At 61.1% G+C, this 23,445-nt stretch carries 20 protein-coding genes and 1 pseudogene; 10 read left to right on the top strand and 11 right to left on the bottom strand.

What is annotated here, in order from left to right; genetic code table 11:
* Nucleotides 1-292 precede the first annotated feature (292 nt).
* Nucleotides 293-946 carry a hypothetical protein gene (locus AWB77_RS18975; protein WP_061135988.1) on the bottom strand — a complete coding sequence of 218 codons (654 nt, stop codon included), beginning with the start codon at nucleotides 944-946 and terminating at the stop codon, nucleotides 293-295.
* Between the two features lie 1,498 nt (nucleotides 947-2,444).
* Nucleotides 2,445-3,110 (bottom strand): hypothetical protein, encoded by a 666-nt coding sequence (locus AWB77_RS18965; protein ID WP_061135986.1) that lies wholly within the window; start codon nucleotides 3,108-3,110, stop codon nucleotides 2,445-2,447.
* A 2,917-nt stretch (nucleotides 3,111-6,027) separates the two neighbouring features.
* Here AWB77_RS18965 and AWB77_RS18955 point away from each other — a divergent pair.
* Nucleotides 6,028-6,660 carry a hypothetical protein gene (locus AWB77_RS18955; RefSeq protein WP_157694836.1) on the top strand — a complete coding sequence of 211 codons (633 nt, stop codon included), beginning with the start codon at nucleotides 6,028-6,030 and terminating at the stop codon, nucleotides 6,658-6,660.
* A gap of 179 nt (nucleotides 6,661-6,839) precedes the next feature.
* A pseudogene (locus AWB77_RS34475) lies at nucleotides 6,840-7,027 on the top strand (POTRA domain-containing protein); the annotation flags it as partial.
* 899 nt (nucleotides 7,028-7,926) lie between these two features.
* Here AWB77_RS34475 and AWB77_RS37210 read toward each other — a convergent pair.
* Nucleotides 7,927-8,205: a tyrosine-type recombinase/integrase gene (locus AWB77_RS37210; RefSeq protein WP_074168903.1), complete on the bottom strand. Its 279-nt coding sequence runs from the start codon at nucleotides 8,203-8,205 to the stop codon at nucleotides 7,927-7,929.
* 956 nt (nucleotides 8,206-9,161) lie between these two features.
* Nucleotides 9,162-9,947 (bottom strand): IclR family transcriptional regulator, encoded by a 786-nt coding sequence (locus AWB77_RS18945; protein ID WP_061136075.1) that lies wholly within the window; start codon nucleotides 9,945-9,947, stop codon nucleotides 9,162-9,164.
* Nucleotides 9,948-10,136: 189 nt separating this feature from the next.
* Between AWB77_RS18945 and AWB77_RS18940 the strand changes: the two genes are divergently transcribed.
* Nucleotides 10,137-11,420, top strand: coding sequence for an MFS transporter (locus tag AWB77_RS18940; protein WP_061135982.1), 1,284 nt, complete (start codon nucleotides 10,137-10,139; stop codon nucleotides 11,418-11,420).
* 5 nt (nucleotides 11,421-11,425) lie between these two features.
* A complete protein-coding gene (locus tag AWB77_RS18935) occupies nucleotides 11,426-11,872 on the top strand; it encodes a type II 3-dehydroquinate dehydratase (protein ID WP_061135981.1) in 447 nt (148 codons plus the stop codon).
* A gap of 44 nt (nucleotides 11,873-11,916) precedes the next feature.
* Here AWB77_RS18935 and AWB77_RS18930 read toward each other — a convergent pair whose 3' ends face one another.
* The 5 genes from AWB77_RS18930 to soxC all read right to left on the bottom strand — a co-directional run bounded on the left by AWB77_RS18930 (nucleotide 11,917) and on the right by soxC (nucleotide 16,043).
* Complete coding sequence (locus AWB77_RS18930) at nucleotides 11,917-13,248, bottom strand: LLM class flavin-dependent oxidoreductase (RefSeq protein WP_061135980.1); 1,332 nt, start codon at nucleotides 13,246-13,248, stop codon at nucleotides 11,917-11,919.
* A 95-nt stretch (nucleotides 13,249-13,343) separates the two neighbouring features.
* The gene (locus AWB77_RS18925) at nucleotides 13,344-13,607 is read right to left on the bottom strand and encodes a hypothetical protein (protein ID WP_061135979.1); all 264 of its coding nucleotides are present in this window, start codon (nucleotides 13,605-13,607) and stop codon (nucleotides 13,344-13,346) included.
* 156 nt (nucleotides 13,608-13,763) lie between these two features.
* A complete protein-coding gene (locus AWB77_RS18920; RefSeq protein ID WP_061136074.1) occupies nucleotides 13,764-13,985 on the bottom strand; it encodes a hypothetical protein in 222 nt (73 codons plus the stop codon).
* A gap of 164 nt (nucleotides 13,986-14,149) precedes the next feature.
* The gene (locus tag AWB77_RS18915) at nucleotides 14,150-14,716 is read right to left on the bottom strand and encodes a c-type cytochrome (protein ID WP_244158580.1); all 567 of its coding nucleotides are present in this window, start codon (nucleotides 14,714-14,716) and stop codon (nucleotides 14,150-14,152) included.
* A 34-nt stretch (nucleotides 14,717-14,750) separates the two neighbouring features.
* Complete coding sequence (gene soxC, locus AWB77_RS18910) at nucleotides 14,751-16,043, bottom strand: sulfite dehydrogenase (RefSeq protein ID WP_061135977.1); 1,293 nt, start codon at nucleotides 16,041-16,043, stop codon at nucleotides 14,751-14,753.
* Between the two features lie 226 nt (nucleotides 16,044-16,269).
* Between soxC and AWB77_RS18905 the strand changes: the two genes are divergently transcribed.
* From AWB77_RS18905 to AWB77_RS18890, 4 genes are read left to right on the top strand one after another with little or no spacing between them, the layout of a single operon-like run.
* Nucleotides 16,270-18,213: an arylsulfatase gene (locus AWB77_RS18905; protein ID WP_061135976.1), complete on the top strand. Its 1,944-nt coding sequence runs from the start codon at nucleotides 16,270-16,272 to the stop codon at nucleotides 18,211-18,213.
* Nucleotides 18,214-18,220: 7 nt separating this feature from the next.
* The gene (locus tag AWB77_RS18900) at nucleotides 18,221-19,261 is read left to right on the top strand and encodes a formylglycine-generating enzyme family protein (protein WP_096031152.1); all 1,041 of its coding nucleotides are present in this window, start codon (nucleotides 18,221-18,223) and stop codon (nucleotides 19,259-19,261) included.
* On the top strand, nucleotides 19,261-20,049 hold the full coding sequence (locus AWB77_RS18895) for a MetQ/NlpA family ABC transporter substrate-binding protein (RefSeq protein WP_061135975.1): 789 nt from the start codon (nucleotides 19,261-19,263) through the stop codon (nucleotides 20,047-20,049). Before AWB77_RS18900 ends, AWB77_RS18895 begins: the two co-directional genes overlap by 1 nt.
* A complete protein-coding gene (locus tag AWB77_RS18890) occupies nucleotides 20,046-20,909 on the top strand; it encodes a hypothetical protein (protein ID WP_082852690.1) in 864 nt (287 codons plus the stop codon). The genes AWB77_RS18895 and AWB77_RS18890 overlap by 4 nt, the downstream gene beginning before the upstream one ends.
* 2 nt (nucleotides 20,910-20,911) lie before the next feature.
* On the opposite strand, the gene AWB77_RS18885 is transcribed toward AWB77_RS18890, so the two are convergent.
* Both AWB77_RS18885 and flgM read right to left on the bottom strand, forming a co-directional pair.
* Complete coding sequence (locus tag AWB77_RS18885) at nucleotides 20,912-21,553, bottom strand: dihydrofolate reductase family protein (protein WP_061136072.1); 642 nt, start codon at nucleotides 21,551-21,553, stop codon at nucleotides 20,912-20,914.
* Between the two features lie 72 nt (nucleotides 21,554-21,625).
* Complete coding sequence (gene flgM, locus AWB77_RS18880; RefSeq protein WP_061135973.1) at nucleotides 21,626-21,910, bottom strand: flagellar biosynthesis anti-sigma factor FlgM; 285 nt, start codon at nucleotides 21,908-21,910, stop codon at nucleotides 21,626-21,628.
* A 225-nt stretch (nucleotides 21,911-22,135) separates the two neighbouring features.
* On the opposite strand from flgM, the gene AWB77_RS18875 reads away from it, so the two are divergent.
* On the top strand, nucleotides 22,136-22,993 hold the full coding sequence (locus AWB77_RS18875) for an AraC family transcriptional regulator (protein ID WP_061135972.1): 858 nt from the start codon (nucleotides 22,136-22,138) through the stop codon (nucleotides 22,991-22,993).
* A 44-nt stretch (nucleotides 22,994-23,037) separates the two neighbouring features.
* Nucleotides 23,038-23,445, top strand: a complete 408-nt coding sequence (locus AWB77_RS18870) for a DUF2000 domain-containing protein (protein ID WP_061135971.1) — start codon at nucleotides 23,038-23,040, stop codon at nucleotides 23,443-23,445.

Here is a 23,445-nt window from a genome sequence, read left to right as displayed (position 1 = left end):
GCCTGCCCCGAGCAGCGGCGATTGAGCTGTGACCGGGCAGCGTTGACTCCGCACGAAGAACTGTAGCGCGCGGGCGCCCCTTCCCAACGCGATGAGGCTGGCTGCAACGGAGTGTGAAGGCACCCATGGCGGTGCTTGGCATCCGAAAAAAAGGGGCCGGTCTGCTGGTCTGCGAAAACAGAACACGGCCGACATGCGCACCCCCAAATGAACGGTGTTTTGCAATCACCAAGCACCGGTTTCGCCTGGAGAAGGGCCGCAGCGAAAAGTTCCTGCGGCATCTCGCGTCGATTCAATGACGGGTGAAAGATGCTTGGCTTGGATGCAGCGCGCTTGCAATCGAGCCGGGATGACTCAACTGCTCTTCAATGCTCCCCGCCAATAGCAGGTTGACTGAATGACGCTGATTTGACGCGCCCTTGCCCCAGACGGTCGCGCGTTTCAGACGGTTCCCAACCGCAACCATCCCCGTCATCAGCTCCGACGACATTGTTTCTGTCGCTTTCGCTTTGTGGGGTTTGAACGCTCCTGTATTGGACGGCAGAGCGAAACCCACTTTGCCGAACAGACAGTTGTACGGAGCACTGTCGGGCAGCAAAAGCGCAAAAGCACTTTCGCCGGCGCTCGTCCAGGTCCTCATTGCAGACCCGATTTCTGAGGCGTTTGCATCCGATAACCAATGGACATGGAGGCCCCAGGTCGTAAGCGTGAACTGATGAAGTTGAGCTGAAGCGTGCTGCACCGTCTGGGACGTGAGCGACACGGGGGCCTCTGCGTTTAACGCGGCCTCTAAAGCCACGTAATCAAGATGGTCAAGCGACGCAGTTAGAACGGGGAAATCTGCACGTAAGGACTGAGCCAGTGGGAATCCGTCCCTGAATTGCCACGCTGCGGCGATTCCGCCTAATGCAAACGAGCCGCTGCTGTCTTCGATTTCGTAGTTCATATTCTACCTTGGGTGTTTCTGGACTTCCGGCTATCCGCCGGCTCTGGGTTTGTCTGGGCAGCTAACGCTGTCACGCAAGCGACGTTGCTCCCTGTGACATATAGCGATGTACGATCGCGATCGCGTTTTCTAAAATGGAACGCGGCGAACATCTAAAACGGATGTCGTACCGCAAAACAGCGCTCATAGTCCTCATCTGTTCGATGCCGTTTGTTGACCGGCGAGCCGGTCGACAAACGCAACTTGCTTACGCGTGGAGGATGACCGCGTGAGCTGCGCTAATCGACCCATAGACTTGACGTAGCTGAATCCGGTCCGGCGAAACGTTCGCGCATTCTCGGTAGGTCGTGCTTTCAGCAACGATAGATGCGTAGAACTCCGTAGGCTGGAGCAGCCCGTCAAGAGACTCGAGAAGGAAGGGATTCCACCGGTAGCGTACCGATGCGACGCAGTCCGAAAGCACATAAACAACCGTTAGAGCGCCGTCTGCCCGCTCAAGGACCGGTGCCGCATCGATGTAGTCGAGCGCGATTGACCCGGTACGAAGCCGAAGCATCGTCCGCACTGGCCCACTGTCCCAATCGGTCGCGTTGTAGGGAATGAGCCAATCTGCAGTTTGGCGAGGCCAATCGACTTCGACGTGAGGTGGGCGCTAGACGCGGATATCGGTCGAACGTCGTTCCAGGAGCAGTGAAGATCCCCATGTCACCATGCTCAGTCGTGGTGGTGAGTAGGTCATTGAACTCTGTGGTCTGCACAAGGGACACACGTTGCGCATCGGGAGACGCGGCGGCATATTGAAGCGGTTGCCGTCCAAGCATTGGAATCTTCCTATTTGTGAGCAAGGACGTACAAGGCGGCGCTTTATATGCGTTTCGGACGAGCCTATCGAAGATGGTTCACAGACGCTCATCCAGATGTTCTTCTGCTTCTCCCCTGTCAATTTGGCGTCCAAATGCGAAAGCGCGGCTCGATAAGCCGTGCTCCAATTGAAAACACTGCGTTTGAAAATTCCTCTGCCGATGCGCTTGGGATGTGGGGCAGTGTTCATACGCGAGCGAGCACAACGAACCCCACATGAGCGGCTCATCGCAAACACCAAGGCCCTGGGGAGCCTTCGCATGTCAAACAGGCCTAATCACATACAGGCACGCGGCGTCCATGCAATCTGCGGCTCCGCGAAGCGTCACTGTACTTTCTACTTTATGCGTGTTTGAAGCGAGGATGACGTCAAGAGGCGTACACAGCGCCGGTTTCGGTAAGTCGTCGCACGAGCGGCCGGTGGTAGCAATCCTCTCAACACCGCCAAGCCTTGTTCGATTTTCCTGCTGCGCTTGAACGAATTTGACATGATCGAACGGACAGACCGGACGGATTTCCAGACAACGCCGGCAGCGTGCTTCGATCACAAAAGCGCCGGCACAGCGTTTGTCTCGGAAATAGCCACAGGTGTAAAAAACGCGGCTCGTAAAAGCCGCGATCTGTAATCATTCCAGCCTCAGTGCACCGACATTCCCCCGTCTGCCATCACAGGCTTGTCGCGCACCACATTGCCGTGTACATATTGCTGTTGGCGGGGGCTCACAAGCAGGTTGACGATGACCCGGTCCAGAGGGGTTCCCGGGATGTCGGTAGTAGCCTGGGCCTCGAAAAATCCACTGCTCGCAACCTCGCTGACCATGTCAAAGAATTCTTGCGAAGGCTCCAAACGAATTTCGTCCCTGAAGCGGTCGAGCGTCATGCTGCCTGCAGCATAGTCTATGACTACATAGGCCAGCTGGTCTGAATGGCCAATTGCGATGGGAACCTGCCCTCGCTTTCTCCATGCATCAACTGCGCGCCACACATCCCTGTCAGACATGTCTGCGAGCCAGTAGAGCTGCACGCCACCAACTTGAAAACGAATGGTCATAATCTGCATCGCGTCGCCTGCTTGCGAGAGGCTTTCCGTATTTCCAAATCCGAAGCAACTAGGAGCAGTTCCGTTTCGATGTGCCTGCATGAAGGTGGTGAACTCTGAAGGGTCCAACGTTGCATTCAAAACAGGCAAGTTTCCCGGAAGTTGCTTCGCCATCCGGCACGAAGACTTGAACTCGGCGTTCGGGGTAAGGCCGCCAATAGCAAGCGCAGAGAACGTGGTATCGAAAAGCGTATTTTTAGGCATGTTAGATTTCCCGTTTGTCCTATCAGATGGAGCCAGCGATTCCTGAGCTGCTGTGCAGATCAGAGCGGTTGCTGGCAGCAGCTTTCGAAGTGCTGCTGTGACATATAGCGAGCACACTGAAGACGGCAAAATCTAAAACGGTGTCGCGTTGACTGAAGACGACAACAACGGTTTTAAGCGATGCGGCCCTCCGTGAGAAGAGGTTGACTGAACGGTTGCCATAAGCCGGCATGGCAATCCTGTTTTGGCGAGAAACGGTCATCGCACCCGCCGGCTACCTGCTAGGAGAAGCGGAGATTCGCTTGCGGCCGACTGGGCGTCATTCATTCGGCGTACAGAGCTTTGGCGCGGTGCCGGCTCGCCACACGATGCGGCTCTCTGCGGGGCGTGAAGGCAATCTATTGCGGCGGCACTCGTGCCGTGCCATATGACGGGGCGATCGTCGGCCTTGCGAAGACAAACTGCAGCGACGTCTTGCGGATCGTCAAGCTAACAGCATGGAGCAATCAACAAGCACCCGCTTGCTCTCTGGATGGAAGCCGCAGCGAGCGATGTATACGGCGCCACCGCGTCGAAATTAATGAAGAGTTGTCGTTCCTTGGCTTGCATGCAGGCCGCTTGCAAACGAATCGCTATGACTCAACTGATGCGGCCCGGCAACAACAGGTTGACCGACTGGCGCGGGCTCGAACCGCCCTCGCGTAGGGTCGTGCCGGATTTGAGACGGTTCCCGACCTCAAGCATGGCCATCATCAAACCTTGGCAATCTGATGCTTCCGACTGGGCTCCCCGAGGTTGCCCCGCTTCCTCCTCCGGCGGTATATCAAAACCCAGAGTGCTGAAAAGACAATTGCACGGAGACTCTCGGGAAGCAGGAGTGCGATAGCGCTTTCGCCGAAACTTCTCCAGCTTCTCGGCGTGGACAGGATTTCCGGGGCGTTCGCATTGGACAACCAATGGACACGAATCCGAAGTCATGAACGTTAGTTGATGCAACGTAGCCGCCGGATGCGGCACCATTCTGGATGTAAGTAACGGGAGGGTATTTGCATTTAATGCGGCGTCTAAAGCGACGTAGTCAAGATGTTCAAGCGAGGCGGTTACAACGGGGAAATCCGCCGGCAAAGACCGAGCCAGCGGGAATCCCCGTCTGAATGGCCAGGCTAAGGCAATTCCCCTGATATGCCTCACGTAGCAACGTCACTTTGACATTCCACGACGTCCATTAAAGCGCTAGCGCATCCTCTTGCAGCACATGCACTGTTGCTAGAGAGGACTCACGAGTACGTTGACGATGACTCGGTCCAGCGAAGTCCCGGGGATATCGGTGGCAGCGAGCGATTCTATGTAACCATCCTCCAAAACGTCCCTGATGTAATACAAAAATTCCGGGTGAGGTTTCGGCCGATTCCGTCGCCTGATTCTCTCATGCTCCATATTTTTCGAAGAATAAGCGACGATAAAATGCCTACTTTCGTTCGCACATCTTACAATGATTGGTATTTTTTTATACCTGCCCCATATTTGAATCGCGCGCCACAACACTGGGTCCGACATCTCCGCGAGCCAATAAAACTGCACGGTGCCGATTTGAAATCTTAACGTCATGGTTCTTATTAATTCGCCAAGTAGCGATAGACCACCAAACCAGTGAGAACTGAAGCAAGTTGGGTCCATTCCACTACTCATTAGTTTCTGCAATACGGAGAAATCCGCAGCGTCGATTGTCGCGGAAAGAACTGGCAAGTCTCCGGGAAGCTGTTTTTCCGCGGGAAAAGGCAGTTTGAGTAGAGCGTTCGGCGTAAGGCTGCCAACGGGAAGCGGAGCAAAACCCGCGTCCGGCAGTGCGTGATTTGACATGATTCAGTATTCTCCTTGTGTGCTGTCATAGGAACCCGGCGATTTCCGGAGCTGTGGGCCGGTCGTGTGCAGTTCCCGGCAACAGCTATCGGAGTGCTGCTCTGACATATAGCCAACGGGTTGAAAATGACAGTAACCTAAAGTGGTGGCAGCCATCTAAAATCGCCGAACTCGGCTTTCCACTAGGCAATTTATCCACCAATTCAAAGAGATAGTGCGGACAGCGCCTATCGAGCCATGAACTTAGCGTGGATAACCGTTGTCCGACGAAAGCCTCGCCGTCGCGTTGTATGTAATGAGCCAATCTGCCGTTAGGAAGGCCAGATGACCTCAACGTATTGGCGACCGTCACAACCATCGTAGCGTGGTCATCGAGCTCTAGGCGCGGGAGTCGCTGAATCTAAAACCCAAGCAGAGGCGGCCCGCGTTTTAGGGTCGTAAAGCGAAGTCGCCGGCGAGCCCCGTTTTCCGAACGTCCCGTTTGGTGAAGTCCTGATCAATATCAGCACACCGCCCACTTTCCGATAGGCATAGAGGGTCGCTTTGCGTCGCCTTGGCGCCACGCATTTGCTCTAGCTAGCGGCACCTATATGGCACAACGGCTCTTTCGATCTCGCCGGTTGGGAATGTCTCCGCGTCCGGGAGTAGGTCACCGGTCAATGCAGCCCCTCGTCCAAACGCGCGTCCGCGAATCGCCTCCTCTCAGACTTCCACTTCGGCGCAATCCATCGGGTAGCTCGCGTTCCCTTCGCAGCAGATTCAATAACAGAATGAGGCGACTCACCTTCCCAAGCACGCATCGATTAGGCAGTCCGCAATCGCTCCCGCAGTCTCTCGACTTCAACTCGCGAACGCAGCGGCGCAGCGGCGCAGCGCCAAACGCTACCCCGCGGCCCGCGTCTCGCCGAATTTCACCGTCCGAACCTAAAACGGCCAGCGCGTTGACGTCTTGGAGCATTTAAACACCGCTCCCTTAACTTGACACCTTTGCTCAAAGCGATTGAGCTCTTTGCAGATGGCCGTTGAGGCCATCTGCTCACACTTAAAAGCCATTACTATGAACGCCTCCATTTTTTCAGAAGATACTCATACTTGCCGAACCTCTCAGTCCTTTGGCATGCTGGTTCCCGCGCAAGCTTTCTTTAGCGAGCTTCCCCAAGATGCAAACGCGTTGGTTGCCTTTATCGATTCTGGTGAAGTCACACGCGCCCATCAAAAAGGACTCGTGAGCGCAGACGCTTTTCAAGAGAAGGGCCTGCTTTTCATCGACGTGTGTGTCGAACTCAACGGATTCAAGGTCGATTGGCTGGCTGACGCGCGTGACATCGCTATCCGCGAAAACTTTGCAATGTGGAAACGCCTTGGAAGTGTTCCTCTTGTTCTCGCCAGCAAAGAGGTGTCGCGTTGTTTTCAGCTTCCGTTCGCCAACGTAGCGGACATTCCTTGGCCGCAGGTCACGGAATGTCCCGAGCAAGCAACGGCTGAGTCCCGGGAATTTGTCGAAGTCGCTACCAAGTTAGTAGATGCCCAGTTGCTTCAAAACTTCCCTTGGGACCCTACTCCTGAACCGCTCCGATACATATCTGTGAACGCCCTGTTGACCAAGACATCAGTTGAATTTGTCCAGCCCAGTGCATTGTTCCAACACCACAGCGCGCTTGGCGACAAATTGAGACGCCTCGTGGGCTAAAGTCAGTCCTCCCGAGGGGCATCATCGATGACCCTGCGACTCATTGGCCTAACAGCTACCACACAAGCGAACGGGCAGTCTCGAATGCACAGGACTGTCCAGTGGCTAATTACTTGCGATGACTGCCCTCGATTTGCGCAAATAGCATGGGCGTCATCGGGGTTTGCCGCTCGTCTGCTCAACGGGAGCTCCACACGATAGCCGCGCCGTTCGTCGGCAAGGAGCTTGGCCGCAACCGCATAAACCTGCTACTGCGCCGCGTGACCGAGTGCCTTATCGCAACCGGATTCATTGCGCGCGTGCCTATCGCTGCGCACAGACGCTGGCGTCGGGCACGTTGAAGGTCAACATTGTTGTCGGCGAGGTAGGGTTGGATCTTTACCAGTGCGTGAACTTGATCGAACTCTAATCCGTTAGCCGGAGATCGTCCAATGAGCGCGTCGCAGCAGTGTATGTCGGACGCCAAAAACTCGGATATCAGGGAGTGTCAAACGTAGTGGTCGCGCCACGGCAGCCGCGTTTCGGCAAGGTCGCACTGCCCTTCATGGCGCATCGGGAGACGCCGCATCGGCTTGACGCACCGCGTCCACGATGGCGTGGTAGTCGTGGCGCTCGGTATCCACCATGCACATGCAATAGTTCGGCACACCGGCCTCGCCGAACCTCAACTCTAGTTCCGATTCCAGTTCCCATGGATGACATGGGCGATGGCCCGTTGCCGAGTCCTCGTCGATACGAACGCAACGAAGCCCACACGGCGCAGCTCATCGGCGAGCGCGCCAGCATCGAGCTCACTAGTACCGCCTTCGTACTGGATCGGTATGTGAACGCTCACGCCGCGCCTCCCTGAACGCTAATTGAAAGAGCCATTTTAGACGCATCTCCGGCGGAGGGGTTCGGAATAACGGCGGTCGGCCCGCAGTAGGCGTCTTCATAGCCCTTGACCAGCTCGCGCAGATAAGCGGCGGCCGCCGGCATGCTAGTTGGACGTGCCGGGATGCCGCTAGAGTCGCGCCGGATGCGTTGCTGTCTGGCATGCCCTTCAGTCGCCCAATACTCACTTGGGCATACACCTGCGTGGTCGAGATTGTCCGCGTGTCCTAGCATCGTCTGGGTGAACCTGTTATCGGGTGCGCTCTCCAGCTTCAGCGTCGCCACCGTGTGCCGGAATAGTGGCACCTGCCTTGCCCTGTGTCGTCACGAACAGCGTGCCGTCGTCACCAGCCAGCGCCCACTGCAGCCGCGCCCCATCGGATGCCGGGCAACCTAGGCAAGCGTACGATCCTTGATCGGCATTATCCGGTCCTTCTTGCCCTTGCCGTGCCAGATCATCACCGTGCCGCGCTCAAAGGTCCGGTCGAACAGCTTCAGCCCGAACAGCTCCAAGGGACGCATGCCCGTGCTGTACAGCGTCTCCAGGATTCCCCTGGTCCCGGACCCAGGCGTCGCTCTACAGGTGCAGCTCGAATGACCGAACCGCGGTGGACAATTGCTCAATGCAACGCGCACTCCGTGCAACTGGCTATACGGCGAAGATCGCGCCATAGTCGATGCGTGGCTCCGGCGCGCGATCGCCGGAACCCTGCAGATGCACCGCGACGTGAACGCGCGCCGGGGGTGGAGAGAGCGATTTCTAGCAACCACGCTCCGGGCACGCGGCCGACGACCAACGAAGCAAATCGTCGCGACCGCGCCCCAACGACGCTTGGCCGAACCTGCCATCATCACCTGAAGAAAAACGGGGTCGACTTCTTGCGCAGTAGTGTCCGCAGCTTGCCGTGAACTTTGTCGATCACGGCTCTGATTCGGTCAAGATAAGACGGCAACTTTGCGTCGATTGCAGCATTTGCGTCCCTGTCGGCATGACGTGATATCTGGTTGCGCATAACAGACGCTGCTATGGCATCTGAAAAAGCAGGAAGCCACTCAACGTGACCTGCCGTGATGTATGAAATTTCTTTGGTGTCGATGACCGTGCATGCAGCACTCTAGCGACAGCCCGAGAACCGATGCATGGCGTTGGTTCGCGTCGTTACGATCTACCTACGGTCTGCGCTGCAGAACAGTTTTCGTTTGCGAATCTGGTCGACCAGACACGAGTAGCTGGATCATATCTATTTGCAGCCGCTCGGGCACGGCACGGCATGCGAATTCAACGAATTCAATGGTTTAGCGGCGATTGCCAGAACAGCTTTCTTTTACAAACTACCAGATCATCGCGAAGGGGCGGGATTTACTTGGCGCGCCGATGCCACACTCTGTTTCGGTATTCCGCGATCGCCAGCACACTGGATCGAGAGCATTGCCCGCGCCGACAAGGACACACCGCTCGTGCCTGCCGATCCGCGCCACGGCGACAAACCAAGGCAACGAGACATGCACGAGATGAGAAGGCGGCCACGCGCGCCGATGTGCTTGAGAGGGCTTCCGCGCATTGGCTCGGGCACAGCGCCGGCTCGCACGTTCGTTTGCTTGCCCAACAACGTTGGACTCATTTCAGCTCATCCCTTGCCGAGAGGGGGTCGCGTGGGAAACCCAGCCATATTGCTCAGTTGCGCCAGTTCGTCGGCCGCCTCGCGAAGCACCACCGAATACTCGTGGATCTTCCCGGCCGTCAGCCGGACTCGCGGACCCGCCAGGCTGATGACGCCGACGCATCGCGAACCGCTGACCACGGGCGTCGCCACCGCCGACATGCGCGGCGCGAACACCTCGTCGATCATCGCGTAGCCGCGCACGCGCGCGGCGTGCAGGAAACCCAGCAGCGCCTTGAGCGTCGTCGGCGCATTGGGGCCGAACTCGTTGGGTTGCCCGAAGCCTTGCTTCAGGACGAGCGCGGCCGCCTGCTCGTCGGTCATCGTCATGAGCCACGCATGTCCGGTCGACGTGCAGGAAAGTTGCGCTGCCTGACCCATGTCGGGATCGTAGCGAAAGCCCGTGCGCTGTCCGTCCGCCTTGCCCACCCAGATGATCGCCTCGCCGTCGACCAGTGACAGCCGCGCCAGTTCGCCCGTGTGCGCCGCGACGCGTTCGATGATCGGCTGGGCGATATCCGCAATGCCGGTCAGGCTCAGGAATTCGAGTCCGTTCGACGTCATGCGCATGGTAAGGATGTAGCGGCTCTGCTCGACCAGTTGTCTCACATAGCCGCTCTCCACCAGTTCGGCAAGGACGCGATGGCATGAACTGCGCGGCATTCCCAGCGCATCCGCGATCTCGACCAACCCCACGCCTTCGCCTTGCGACGCAAGGAAATCGAGCATTCTCAAGCCGTTCTTGAGCGACATCGTCGATGGATTTTCGTGATATGAAATGCAGTTCCGGTGCGGAACGACCCGCCTTTGCTGCGCAAACAATAGCACCTGTTCGCCGAGAGAAGCGAACATCACGACAGACCGAGAACTCAGGAGACACCCATGTCAGTTACTGCTGACCCCAACCTTGCTGCGAGCGAGCGCGCCGCTCAGGCTCAATCGATGGCGCGTCGCGCCGTTGCAGGCGCCACCGTCGGCACGGCGCTGGAATGGTTCGACTTCGCGCTGTACGGCGTCGTCGCGGCCACGATCTTCCCGAAGCTGTTTTTTCCGTCACTAGATCCGACCGCCTCGCTGCTCGCGTCGCTGGCGAGCTTCTGGGCGGGACTCGCCGCACGTCCGCTCGGCGCGGTCATCTGCGGCATGCTCGGCGACCGATGGGGACGGCGCAACCTGATGCTCGTCACAGTTTCGGTGATGGGCGCATCATCGTTCCTCATGGGGCTGCTTCCCACATACCAGCAGGTCGGCATACTTGCGCCGATCTTGCTGGTCTCGCTGCGCATCGTTCAGGGTTTCGCGCTCGGCGGAGAATCGACGGGTGCGCAACTGATGGCGGTCGAACACGCGTCCGCGTCGAAGCGCGGGCTGTATTCGGGCCTGCTCGGCATTTGCTCGCCGCTCAGCCAGATCCTCGCCAATTTCGCGCTCTTTGCGCTGTCTGCTCTGCTTTCAGCCGACGACTTCGAATCGTTCGGATGGAGAATTCCGTTTCTCGCGAGCTTCGTGCTCGTGTTGCTTGGGATCTACATCCGCATGAAGGTCAGCGAGACGCCGGCCTTCGAGGCGCTCAGGAAGAAAGGCGAAGGGGCACGCGCTGCGAATCCGCTCGGCATCGTCTTCAGGTTTCACTGGCGCACCGCGCTGCGTCTGACGCTGTTCTTCTGCGGCCCGGCTGCGCTGTTCTACCTGATCGTCGTCTTCTCGCTGAGCTATCTCACGAAGAACCTCGGCGTGCCCAAGCAGACCGGCTTCATGCTGCTGATGGTGGCTAACGTCTGCGCCATCGCCGGCGCACTGGCGGGCGGCTATTTGAGCGATCGGATCGGACGCAAGCGCGCGCTGATGATCGGCTCGTTCTGCACGCTGATCTGCTGCCTGATCTATTTTCCGATTCTCAACCAGCACTCGGTCGCCATGACAATGGCCGTAATGGGCGCGTTCCTCGGCTTCACTCAGTTCCAGAGCGGCATTCAGCCCGTGTGGTTCGCCGAATCCTTCCCGACCGAAGCGCGCTACACGGGCTCCGCACTGTCGTACTCGGGCGCGAACCTGCTGACCGGCGGCCCGATGCCCATTGTCGCCGTCGCCCTGCTCAATGCCTTTCATGGTTCGCCATGGGCCATCGTCGCGGTCTGCGGCTCGTTGAACCTGCTCTCTTTCCTCATGATCGCGACGTCGCGGGAAACCAGAGACACCGCCCTCGAACGCAGCGCAACACACTAAAAACCATGACTCGCAAACTCTATATCCTCAACGGCTCCAACCTGAACATGCTGGGCGTGCGGGAGCCGCACATCTACGGCCATACGACACTGAAGGACATCGAGAAGAACAGTCTCGCGCTGGCCGAAGATCTCAAGTTCGACTGCGTGTTCCGTCAGACCAACAGCGAAAGCCAGTTGATCGACTGGATTCAGGAGGCGTTCCTGCAGGACGCCGCGCTCATCATCAATCCGGCCGGATTCTCGTTCGGACGAATCCCGGTACTCGATGCCGTCAAACTGGTCCGACGGCCGGTCGTTGAATTGCATATCACGAATATCCACCGGCGCTCCGAGGAGTATCGCCATTCGACCATCTCGGTCGCTGCGACTGCCGTGATCTGCGGGGCTGGCGCGAATGGATACTTGCTCGCGATCCGCGCAGCCGACGATCTTTGGGGCGAAAAAGGTTGAATGATTGCGGCGCGGCCTCGATCCTCGGAGCGATGCCGCCCGCCTTAGCCGCGCGCGAAGAAACGGTTGGCCGGCCTCGGCAAGCCGAAATGCTGCCGAAGTGTCGAACCCTCGTAGGCACGACGGAAAATGCCGCGCCGCTGCAACTCCGGCACCACCTTCGCGACGAAATCATCGAGGCCCGCCGGCAGATACGGGAACATCACGTTGAAGCCGTCGCTGCCTTCCTCGACGAGCCACTGCTCCATCTGATCCGCGATGTCGGTTGCGGTGCCGACCATCTGCAAACCGGAATAGCCGCCGACACGCTGCGCCAGTTGCCGCACGGTGAGCCCTTCGGCGCGCGCCATGTCGATCACGCGTTCGCGCGCGCTCCTGCTCGCGTTCGTTTCGGGTATCTCGGGCAACGGGCCGTCGGGATCGAACGACGAGACATCGTGGCCCAGCGCGATCGACAGTGACGCGAACCCGCTGTCGTCATGCACGAAGGTATCGAGCAATGCGCGTTTTTCCTGCGCTTCGTCGCGCGAGTCGCCCACCACGACGAACGCGCCGGGCAATATCTTCAGATGCTCGCGCGCGCGGCCCGCGCGTTCCATCCGGCCTTTGACGTCGGCATAGAAGCGCTTGCCCGCGGCGAGATTCGGCTGCGCGGTGAAGACGGCGTCGGCGGTTTCGGCGGCGAGTTGCCTGCCCGCTTCGGACGATCCGGCCTGCACCACGACCGGCCAGCCCTGCACCGGCCGCGCGATGTTCAACGGCCCGCGCACCGACAGATACTCGCCCTTGTGATCGAGCACATGCAGCTTCGCGGGATCGAAGAACAAGCCGCTTTGCGCGTCCTGCACGAAGGCGTCGTCGGCCCAGCTATCCCAGAGACCGGTGACTACATCGTAGAACTCGTGCGCGCGCCGATAACGCTCGTCGTGCTCCATATGTTCGTCGCGCCCGAAATTGAGCGCGGCATCCGGGTTCGACGTGGTGACGAGGTTCCATCCCGCACGCCCTTCGCTCAGATGATCGAGCGATGCGAAACGCCGCGCGATGTGATACGGCTCGTCGAACGTGGTCGACGCCGTCGCTATCAAGCCGATGCGCTCCGTCACGGAAGCGAGCGCGGACAGCAGCGTGAACGGCTCGAACGACGTCGCCGTGTGGCTGCGCTTGAGCGCGTTCACCGGCATGTTCAGCACGGCGAGATGATCCGCCATGAAAAAGGCATCGAAGCATGCTTTCTCGAGCGTCTGGACGAACTGCTTCAGATGCCGAAAGTTGAAGTTGGCATCGGGATACGCGCCGGGATAGCGCCATGCGCCTGTGTGCAGGCTCACCGGACGCATGAATGCGCCGAGATGGAGTTGTCGGGAGTGTGGCATCGCGTCGGAGGAATGAAGGAATGGCGAACCGCGTCAACTTACCCCAACTCTCGCAAACACGCTTGCAACGCGCGAGCGGTGAACTCGTCGCGCGCTTATCGAAACGGCGGCGGCTCGACGGGCGGCTGAAACAGATCGACCGCGTTGCCCATGTTGAAGTACCCCGCCTGCGCGAACAAGGCGATGTGTTCGAGCTGTTCCGCGCGGGTCGCTTCGTCGTTGCCGCGCGCGACGGCACGCGGCGCATCGCACGCGCAGGCGTTCATCACGCGTCTCGCTTCACGCATGAAGCGGCGCTCGCGAGACCGTTCGAGGCTGTCGGACAATACGTGCCAGTAATGCGTCAGGATCTGCGCCATGACTCGCTACCTTCGAATGACGATGACTACAAATCTAAGCTCGCGCGACGCATTTCACAAACGAGCTTTTCTGCGATGCATTGCAGGCATCGTGCGGACGTTGCCGCTCTTCCCGCAGAAGCGCGAGCGCAACGCGTTGGCCGCTGCCTGCAAACGCTATCCACGGCTCTTGCGCGCGCTGCGCTGATCGATCCACAGCCGCGCCCAGCGTGCTGCATAAGCGATTGCGTGGTCGCGCTCGAAGAAGTAATCCAGCGCATCGAAAGTGAAGCTCGCACCGCGCGCGTACCGGTGATGTTCGATCGTCAGGTTTGCCGCATATAAGCCGCTCGGCATGGCCTGAGCAGAGGGTGCAACCTCGTAACCTTTGTATCGCATGAAACGCGTCCTCGGGACTAACCGGGCAACATTGCCCGACGGCTTCATGCTAGGGGTCGACGCACCCGCCGCCAACCAATCCTTTGACGTTTGCAAATCACAGACAGCATCGATTCATCATTACGTCATGCTACGAATTTCGAATCGATGCGCTTGCTATCGATTCAAAGGCGTCCCGGTCGCGGATCGGGCACGAACCCATCGCGGTTGGGCATGCGGATGGCGGCAAGCGAATGCGCATCGAGACGGGCGTCGTCGGGGACGATGCCGTTCTGATTCAGGATCCACGCGCTCACTGCGTAGACCTCGTCGGCGCTCAGCGATTGCGGCGCGTTATATGGCATCGCGCGGCGGATGTAGTCGAATAGTGTCGTCGCGTAAGGCCAGTAGCTTCCGACCGTGCGCACCGGCTTGTCGCTCGCGAGCGTGCCGCGTCCGCCGATCAGCCGGTCGCCCAGGACGCCCTCGCCTTTCGCGCCGTGACATGCGGCGCACTTGAGCGCGAAGACCCGCGCACCGGTCGCCACGTCGCCGCTGCCCGCAGGCAAACCGTGACCGTCAGGCGCGACATCGATGTTCCATGCGGCGATATCCGCAGCCTTCACCGGCGTGCCGATAGCGCCGATAGCGCCGCGCGACGTCGCATCATCCGCCGCAGCCTGCGACGCGCGCCCTTCCCGCCACGGCCCCGAGCAAGCGGTGAGACAGAGCGCCGTCAGACCCACGATCATCGAACGCAAGGCATGATGTTTTCGAGCGGGATCGCTATGCATTTTTCACGCTGCCATCGGCGTCGATGCGCCATTGCTGGATGCCGTTGTAGTGGTAGTTCGAATTCAGCCCGCGCGCGGCGACGAGCGCCTCGCGCGTCGGTTGAATGTATCCGGTCGAATCCGTCGCCCGCGAGAGGATCGTGGCCGGCCCGCCGTTCCACACCCATCCCGCATGAAAGCGCGTGAGCGCGCGATCCCGCGGCGGTCCATCGAGCCGCGCCGCTTGCCATGACGCACCGCCATCGACGGATACGTCGACCTGGCGGATCGCGCCGCGTCCCGACCACGCTAATCCGACGATCGGGTAATAACCGTGCGTCGTCAATTTGTGGCCGGGCGATGGCCGCGTGATGACCGACTTCGCGTCCATCTCGAAGACGAACTGGCGCGCGCGACCATCGGCCAGCAGGTTCGTGTATTTCGACGTTTCCTCTCGCGTTTCGAGCGGCGCATCGACGAGCTTCAGCCTGCGCAGCCACTTCACGTTCGTGTTGCCTTCGAAGCCGGGGACCAGCAGCCGCAGCGGATAGCCGTTCTCCGGCCGCAGGCGCTCCCCGTTCTGCGCATACACGACGAGCGCATGATCGAGCACGCGATCGAGCGGCAGACTGCGCGTCATCGCAGCGGCATCGGCGCCTTCCGCGAGAATCCAGCGCGGTTGCTGGCCATCGTTCGAAGCGAGGCCGCCGGCCGCCTCGATCAAGGTCGAAAGGCGCACGCCGGTCCACTCGCAACACGACAGCAACCCGTGCGTGAGTTGAACGGGCAGTCCGCTCGGCCCTTTCCATTCACTCGCGGTGTTGCCCGAGCATTCGAGAAAATGCACGCGCGATTCGGATGGCAAGCGCATCAGGTCGTCCATCGTGAAGAGCTTCGGCTCGCGCACGAAGCCATGAATCACGAGCCGATGATGATCCGGATCGATATCCGGCACACCGGCATGATGGCGCTCGTAGACGAGCCCGTTCGGTGTGATCGCGCCGTGCAGATCGGCGAGCGGCGTCAGCGACGAAGCCGCGCCCGGCACCGGCCACGCACGCGCCGCGCGGCGCACGACGTCGGCTTCGTGCGGCGACGGCAGGCCGTATGGATGATCGAGGATCGGTGCGCCAGGCATGCGCGACCACGGATCGACGCCAATAGGCTGCAACAGCCCGGACGCCGCATTCGCGTGCGGCGCCACGACTGCCGACAGCGCGAGGCCGCCGAGCATTCGCCGTCGCGGCGACGCGGGATCGCCAGGGCGTTTGGCGGACAACGATGAGAGATGCGGAAGTTTCGGCATGCGCGATGAGTCGGGCAAAGAAGACAGGCAGTCGGGCGCCGATTATAGGTCGCCGTTTCGGGATGCCCAATCGAGATTGCGACTATGTAAATGACGATGCGTGCTTAGGCCCGCGGACCGCTTTCGCAAATCTTCTTCGACGACAAGCTAAGCAGAAATCGATCGTTAGCGCCCGAAAGCCGGTTGCTAAGATCGCCGCTCGCTTTCACGGACCGCCATAACGACAATGACCTTGCACCGCTCGATCGCACCCCGCCGCGCCGCCGTTGCGCTCGCCGTCGCCAGCCTCTTCACGCTGGCTTCGTGCGGCTCTTCAAGCGATAGTTCGCCGACGACCGCACCGGTCGCCGCCGCCGCCAAACGGCCGAACATCCTGTACATCATGGCCGACGATCTCGGCTACTCGGACATCCATGCGTTCGGCGGCGAAATCAACACGCCGAATCTCGATGCGCTCGTCGCATCGGGCCGCATCCTCACGAACCATCACACGGGCACGGTCTGCGCGATCACGCGCGCGATGCTGATTTCGGGCACCGATCATCATCTCGTCGGCGAAGGCACGATGGGCACGCCGACCGACGAACGCAAGGGCTTGCCGGGTTACGAAGGATATCTGAACGATCGCGCGCTATCCGTCGCGCAGTTGCTGAAGGACGGCGGTTATCACACGTACATGGCGGGCAAGTGGCACATCGGTTCGGGAATCGTGGGCAGCACGACGGGCGGCGGGCAGACGCCGGATCAATGGGGCTTCGAGCATAGCTATGCGCTGCTCGGCGGCGCCGCGACGAATCACTTCGCGCACGAAGCCGCAGGCTCGAAGAACTACACCGAAGACGGCCGCTACGTTCAGCCGGGACAGCCCGCTCAGCCGGGCGGCGCAGGCGGCAGTCCAACCGTGTTCTATTCGACCGACTTCTATACGCAACGGCTGATCTCCTACATCGACTCGAACAAGGGCGATGGCAAGCCGTTCTTCGCCTACGCGGCCTATACGTCGCCGCACTGGCCGCTGCAAGTGCCGGAGCCTTATCTGCACAACTACGCCGGCAAGTACGATGCGGGCTACGACGTCATCCGCAACGCGCGAATCGCACGGCAGAAGGCGCTCGGCATCATTCCCGCCGATTTCAACCCGTATCAGGGTGCGCAGGAAACGCTGACCTTGTCGCCCGCGACGGCGAACAACGGCACGGCGAACGCGAAGTACATCAGCGCCGTGCACAGCGCCGCGCAAGGCTATAGCGACTACGGTCCCGGCACGGTCAACAAGTCCTGGAACAGCCTGTCCGCCGCCGAGAAGAAGGCGCAGGCGCGCTACATGGAAATCTACGCGGGCATGGTCGAGAATCTCGATCACAACATCGGCCTGTTGATCCAGCATCTGAAAGACATCGGCGAATACGACAACACGTTCATCCTGTTCCAGTCCGACAACGGCGCGGAAGGCTGGCCGATCGACTCGGGCGCGGATCCCACCGCGACCGATACCGCGAACGCATCCGATGCGATCTATACGACGCTCGGCACCGACAACGGTCAGCAGAACGCGCGGCGTCTGCAATACGGACTGCGCTGGGCCGAAGTGAGCGCGACGCCGTTCCGCCTGACGAAGGGCTTCTCGGGCGAGGGCGGCGTATCGACACCGCTCATCGCGCATCTGCCCGGACAGACGACGCAGTTGCCCACCTTGCGCGCCTTCACGCACGTCACCGACAACACCGCGACCTTCCTCGCGGTCGCGCAGATCACGCCGCCGACGCAGCCGGCGCCGGCTTCGATCAACACGCTCACGGGCGTCGATTCGAACAAGGGCAAGGTGGTCTACAACAACCGTTACGTGTATCCGGTCACCGGACAGTCGCTGCTCCCGATTCTCAAGGGCGACGGCGCCGCCGAAGTGCACACCGCCGCGTTCGGTGACGAAGCCTATGGACGCGGTTACCTGCGCAGTTCCGATGGCCGCTGGAAGGCGCTCTGGACCGAGCCGCCGACCGGGCCCGTCGACGGTCACTGGCAACTCTTCGACCTGCAGGCCGATCGCGGCGAGAACAACGACGTATCGGCGCAGAATCCGTCGATCATCGACAGTCTCGTACAGCAGTGGAACAGCTACATGAGCACGGTGGGCGGCGTCGAACCGTTGCGGCCGCGCGGCTACTACTGAGCGCGCGATGAGCAGACGATGGAAGTTCATCGCCGGCGCCGGCGCCGTCACGCTCGCGCTGTTCGGTGCGGGCTTCGGCGCGGCGCTCGCCGTGAACGACAGACACGGTTTCGATCCGCGCAATCTCGCGCGCACGCTGGCGCCGCTCGGCTCCGAGCAGCAATGCGAACGCTATTCCGGCATTCCGTCCAGATGGCGCGACGATTCGCGCGCGGGCATGGTGCATCTGCGTGGCGGCGAGTTCGTCTTCGGCAGCAAACTGGGTTATGACGACGAGCGCCCGGTGGGCGATGGCAGGACGAAGGTCGGTTCCTTCTGGATCGACCAGACCGATGTCACCAACGCGCAGTTCGCCGCTTTCGTCGACGCAACGGGTTATGTGACCGAGGCTGAACGTCAGGGCGGCGCCGTCGTGTTCCATGTCCCGACGCGCGAAGAATTGAACACACGCGATCTCGCGTGGTGGTCGTGGGTGAAGGGTGCGTCGTGGAAGCATCCCGGCGGATCGTCGAGCACTTGGAAAGGGCACGAGAATCAGCCGGTCACGATGGTCACGCTCGCCGATGCCCTCGCCTACGCGCATTGGCTCGGCCGCGATCTGCCGACCGAGGCCGAATGGGAATACGCGGGCAAGGCTGGCCGCGAGGGCGCGCAACTCGACGCCGCGCCGCGCGATGCGGGGGGCAAGCCATCGGCGAATTACTGGCAGGGCGTGTTTCCCGTGCTCGATTCCGCCGAAGACGGCCACGCGGGTTTGTCGCCGGTGGGCTGCTATGCGGCGAATGATTTCAAGCTGTATGACATGATCGGCAACGCGTGGGAATGGACGAAGGATCCCTACACCGGTCCGCGTCAGCCGCATTCGAACGGCGACACCGCGGCGGTCGCTCCCGCGCGCAAACACGACACGGCGATGGTCATCAAGGGCGGCTCGTTCCTGTGCGCGCAGGATTACTGCGTGCGTTACCGGGCGTCGTCGCGCGAGCAGCAGGAAGCGGACTTGCCCGCGTCGCATATCGGCTTTCGCACCGTGTTGAGGGATGGCTGATGCGCGCGCGATGCGTGATCGGCGGAGCGGTACTGACGGCGGTTTTCATGACGACGGCGCATGCCGCGGAGCAGACGGTTCGCATCGGCGTGATGCCGGGCGAAGAAGCGGCGATCGTCGCGCATGTGCGTGAAGTCGCCGCGAAGCAGGGCATGCCGCTCGCCGTCGTGACGTTCGACGATGCGGCGCGCATCGACGCCGCGCTCGCGAACGGCACGATCGATGCCGCCAGCTTCGAGGACGAAGCGAGCCTCGTCGACCGCAGCGCGCGCAACGGCTATGCGATCGAAAGCGTCGCCGCAACCGTGACCTTGCCGATGGCGTTCTACTCGCGCAAGCTCGCTTTGATCTCGAGCCTGCCGCGCGGCGCGACCGTCGCCATTCCCGCCGACGCAGCCGGCACGGCGCGTGCGTTGATCCTCCTGCAGAACTATGCGCTCATCACCCTGAAAGACGGCGCGGGCCTTCATCCGACGCTCGCGGACATCGCCGGCAATCGCTTCGGACTGAAGATCCGTCGAGTGGAACGCGCGAAACTCTACGCGGCGCTCGATACAACGAGCTTCGTCGCGATGAATGCCGACGATGCCGCGCGCAACGACTTGAAGCCGGGGCGCGACAGCATCGGTATCGAAGATGCGCGTTCACCTTACCAGCATGTCCTCGCCGTGCGCACGCGCGACGCGAAGGCCGCCTGGGTCGGGCAACTCATCCGCGCCTATCATTCCGACGCTGTCGCGCACTTCATTCTCACGCAGTATCAGGATTCGGTGCGCCGGCCTTGGTGAACAGCTACTCGTTGAACTGCACCGCGTGCGGCAAATGCTGCAATAGTCCGCCGGCGATGTCGCTGCGCGAACTGTTCGAACATCGCGATGTGTTCGTCGGCTGCATCGCGCTCGGGCGCGTATCGCGAGACGCGGACGCGCCGCCGCACGCGTTTCCCCTCGATAACGCCAACGCGATCACGATCACGATGCTCGCGCTCGATTACCCGTCGCTCGGACGCTGTCCTGCGCTCGCGCATGACGGGCTGTGCAGCCTCCATGCAGAGGGCAAACCGGATCAGTGCATCGCGGTGCCGCTCGATCCGCTCGTGCCGGATCGACTGCAACATGCAGTGCTTGCGCAGCGTTCGCATGGCGCGGGATGGATCGGTGCGCAGTGCATCCAGCCGGGCGAGCACGCGGGTACGTTGCTTCTCAGGGCCGGCGAGATCGTGGATGAAGAGGCCAGCGCGGCCGTGCAACGCAGACGGCATGCGCTGAGCGTCGAGCGGGAGCTATGGGCTGCGTCGTTGTTCGATGCATTGAAACGAGATTTCGCCGATCCGCGCCGTGCGCTTGCGATGCTTCCCGCCGATGGCTACCGCACCATTGCGAGCGTGCCGGCGCTCATTGGCATCGGGACGCTATCGACGGCGCTCGCGCGCGCGTGCATCGACTATATCGACGCTCAGACGGCGCTGATAAACCGTAACGTCGCGCAGGCCGTGCAACGCCGCCGCCTCGACGACCGGCCGACGACGCAGACACTGCGCGGTTTCTCCGATGCACTTCTTCATGCGGGCGCTCATCTTCGCGCGCTGCCCGAACGCACCGCGACCTCGCTGCTCGCGAAGAAGGCGGAGGCATGGCTACTCGCCTGAAACTACTTCGCAAGAACGACGTGCGTGGCGCGCTCCGTCGCCACATGCTCTACCGTCCGGTATCCGAGCGCGCGAAGATCGATGCCCGCGAATAGCGGCTCGCCCTGTCCGAGCGCGGCCGGCGCAAGCGCAAGGTGGATTTGATCGACGTGGCCGGCCTGAATGTATTGCCGCACGGTCGGTGCACCGCCGCCGATCTTGATGTCCTTCGCGCCCGCCGCTTCACGCGCCTTTTGCAGCGCGACGTCGATGCCTTCGGTGATGAAATGAAAGGTCGTCCCGCCCAGCATCTCGATGGGCGGTCGCGGATAGTGCGTCAGTACGAACGTCGGCGCATGGTACGGCGGTTCGTCGCCCCACCATCCTTTCCATTGATCGTCGGGCCATTCGCCCCGAACGGGTCCGAACATGTTGCGCCCGAGGATGAAGGCGCCGAAACCGTCCATCGCGCGGCGGGCGAACGTGTCGTCCGGGCCGGTTTCGCCGCCCTCTTTTCCGATCATGGCGCGAAAGGTCTGCGTCGGGAAGAACCACTGGAACAGTTCCTCGCCTCGCAGACCAAGCGGATGTTCGAGGCTTTGATCGGTCCCGGCGGCGAAGCCGTCGAGCGACACACCGAATCCGGCTACTTTTACTTGGGTCATGGGCGTCTCCGTTTCGTTGCGAGCTTCCATGCTAACGGGATTCGTCGCGATCGATGACCTCGGAACGCCCAATCAGCCCATCCTCGCGCCCAACATATCGCGCGCGGCGCTCAGCATGCCGTCCGCAATCCGCGCAGAATCCGGCCTGTAGCTGCCGTCGGCGAGCGTCGCCTTGATCGATGCGACCTTCGCCGTATCGATATCCGATTCATTCGACACGCGCAACGTCGACATCGGCGACAGATTCACGGTCGAGCTGCTCGCGCTGGCCGCGCCGCCTTGCTGACCGCCGATCGCGCGCACCGCGGCGGGCTGGAGAATCGTGACGGCGTTGTTGCTGCTGGTTTCGATCTTCATGATGTCCGTTCCTGTCTGTTGAATCCTTTAACGGCCCTCGATTCGAAGTCTTCACCGCCCGGCCAAGGGCCCGCCCTGTTTCGCCGCCAACGAACCGCGCAAAGCCTTGCTGGGTGGGCATTCCGACGAGTTGAAACAAATTGAAACAAAGTGTATGAAAGTGCACATAGCGGGCTTCGCATACCATTTGTGACGGGCACGTTGCCGAGACAACCAAAGCGAGCGATGACAGGCGCAATCGTTTTCAACGACCGGACCGATCACTGGCTCGCCGCGCGGCGCGACCAGGAAACGAGTATCGAAGCGCTGCGCGCGCATTTCAGCGGCCACGCCTACGATCCCCACGATCACGACGACATGCTCATCGGCTACACCGAGCAAGGCGTGCAGCGGTTCCAGTGTCATCGGTCGCTGCATACGAGCGTGCCGGGCCGCGCGATTCTCATCGAGCCCGGCGCGCTGCACGACGGCCACGCGCCCGAGGCGAGCGGCTTTACGTACGCGATGCTGTATCTGCCGCAAGGCTGGGTCGAGCAGGCGGCGCGCGAGCTGAATCTTCCGGGCATGCGCGGCGTCGAGGCGGCGTTCAGCCATACGCTCGTCGACGATCGCCATCTCGTCGATGCCATCCGCGCGGCGTTCATCGCGATCCATCACGACGAAGGCCGGCTCGCGCGCGATCAGACGCTCGATCATCTGCTGGTGCAACTCAGCGGCCAGTTGAACGACGCACCGTCGACGAACACGCTCGCCATTCCGCTCGCCGCCCGCCGCGTGCGCGATATGCTGCACGAACACATGGACGGCAACATCGGACTGGATGAACTCGCGATCGCCGCCGGCATCGACCGGTTCAGACTGACGCGCCTCTTCAAGCGCACGTTCGGCACGTCGCCGCATGCGTATCTCGTGCGCTTGCGGTTGCGGGCCGCGCGACGATTGCTCGCGGAGGGGTTGCGGCCCGCGCAGGTTGCCGCGAGCGTGGGTTTCGCGGATCAAAGTCATCTTGGCCGCTGGTTTCATCGCGCTTACCGGATGACGCCCGCGGCTTATCGGCGAATGTGCACAAACGTTCCAGACTGAGCGCGGCGAATCGCGGACCATGATCGTTCGACGGAGGAACCTTCATGTTCGACACAAAAGTGGCGCTCATCGTGCGCGACGATCTCGCGGTCTGGCAGAAACTGAATGTGGTCGCCTTCCTCGCGACCGGCGTGGCGGCGGCGATGCCCGACGCAATCGGCGAGCCTTACGAGGACGGCAGCGGTCAACGCTATGGCCGCATGCTCGGCCAGCCGATGCTCGTCTTCGCCGCCGATCTGCCCGGGTTGCAGAACGCGCATCGGCAGGCGCTATTGCGCGAATTGAAGATCGTGCCGTATGTCCACGCCATGTTTTCGACGGGACACGATGCGGCCAACCGCGAAGTGTTTCGCGCGCAGGACGCGGCCAATCTCGATTTCGTCGGTCTCGCGCTGCATGGGCCGAAGAAGGCCGTGGACAAGGCCGTGAAGGGGCTCGCGTTGCACGGTTGA

This window comes from Caballeronia fortuita (genome assembly GCF_001544835.2).
GTDB classification, from domain to species: Bacteria; Pseudomonadota; Gammaproteobacteria; order Burkholderiales; family Burkholderiaceae; genus Caballeronia; species Caballeronia fortuita.
This window is presented reverse-complemented; position numbering and strand designations above follow the sequence as displayed.

Coding starts and splice junctions, on each gene's coding strand:
- soxC (WP_061135977.1), bottom strand. CDS start 16,043: ATGCCGAAACTTCCGCATCTCTCATCGTTGTCCGCCAAACGCCCTGGC.
- AWB77_RS18945 (WP_061136075.1), bottom strand. CDS start 9,947: ATGTCGCTCAAGAACGGCTTGAGAATGCTCGATTTCCTTGCGTCGCAA.
- AWB77_RS18925 (WP_061135979.1), bottom strand. CDS start 13,607: ATGGCGCAGATCCTGACGCATTACTGGCACGTATTGTCCGACAGCCTC.
- AWB77_RS18935 (WP_061135981.1), top strand. CDS start 11,426: ATGACTCGCAAACTCTATATCCTCAACGGCTCCAACCTGAACATGCTG.
- AWB77_RS18885 (WP_061136072.1), bottom strand. CDS start 21,553: ATGACCCAAGTAAAAGTAGCCGGATTCGGTGTGTCGCTCGACGGCTTC.
- AWB77_RS18975 (WP_061135988.1), bottom strand. CDS start 946: ATGAACTACGAAATCGAAGACAGCAGCGGCTCGTTTGCATTAGGCGGA.
- AWB77_RS18900 (WP_096031152.1), top strand. CDS start 18,221: ATGAGCAGACGATGGAAGTTCATCGCCGGCGCCGGCGCCGTCACGCTC.
- AWB77_RS18870 (WP_061135971.1), top strand. CDS start 23,038: ATGTTCGACACAAAAGTGGCGCTCATCGTGCGCGACGATCTCGCGGTC.
- AWB77_RS18915 (WP_244158580.1), bottom strand. CDS start 14,716: ATGATCGTGGGTCTGACGGCGCTCTGTCTCACCGCTTGCTCGGGGCCG.
- AWB77_RS18955 (WP_157694836.1), top strand. CDS start 6,028: ATGAACGCCTCCATTTTTTCAGAAGATACTCATACTTGCCGAACCTCT.
- AWB77_RS18905 (WP_061135976.1), top strand. CDS start 16,270: ATGACCTTGCACCGCTCGATCGCACCCCGCCGCGCCGCCGTTGCGCTC.
- AWB77_RS37210 (WP_074168903.1), bottom strand. CDS start 8,205: ATGGCGCGATCTTCGCCGTATAGCCAGTTGCACGGAGTGCGCGTTGCA.
- AWB77_RS18875 (WP_061135972.1), top strand. CDS start 22,136: ATGACAGGCGCAATCGTTTTCAACGACCGGACCGATCACTGGCTCGCC.
- AWB77_RS18940 (WP_061135982.1), top strand. CDS start 10,137: ATGGCGCGTCGCGCCGTTGCAGGCGCCACCGTCGGCACGGCGCTGGAA.
- AWB77_RS18930 (WP_061135980.1), bottom strand. CDS start 13,248: ATGCCACACTCCCGACAACTCCATCTCGGCGCATTCATGCGTCCGGTG.
- AWB77_RS18965 (WP_061135986.1), bottom strand. CDS start 3,110: ATGCCTAAAAATACGCTTTTCGATACCACGTTCTCTGCGCTTGCTATT.
- AWB77_RS18920 (WP_061136074.1), bottom strand. CDS start 13,985: ATGCGATACAAAGGTTACGAGGTTGCACCCTCTGCTCAGGCCATGCCG.
- AWB77_RS18895 (WP_061135975.1), top strand. CDS start 19,261: ATGCGCGCGCGATGCGTGATCGGCGGAGCGGTACTGACGGCGGTTTTC.
- flgM (WP_061135973.1), bottom strand. CDS start 21,910: ATGAAGATCGAAACCAGCAGCAACAACGCCGTCACGATTCTCCAGCCC.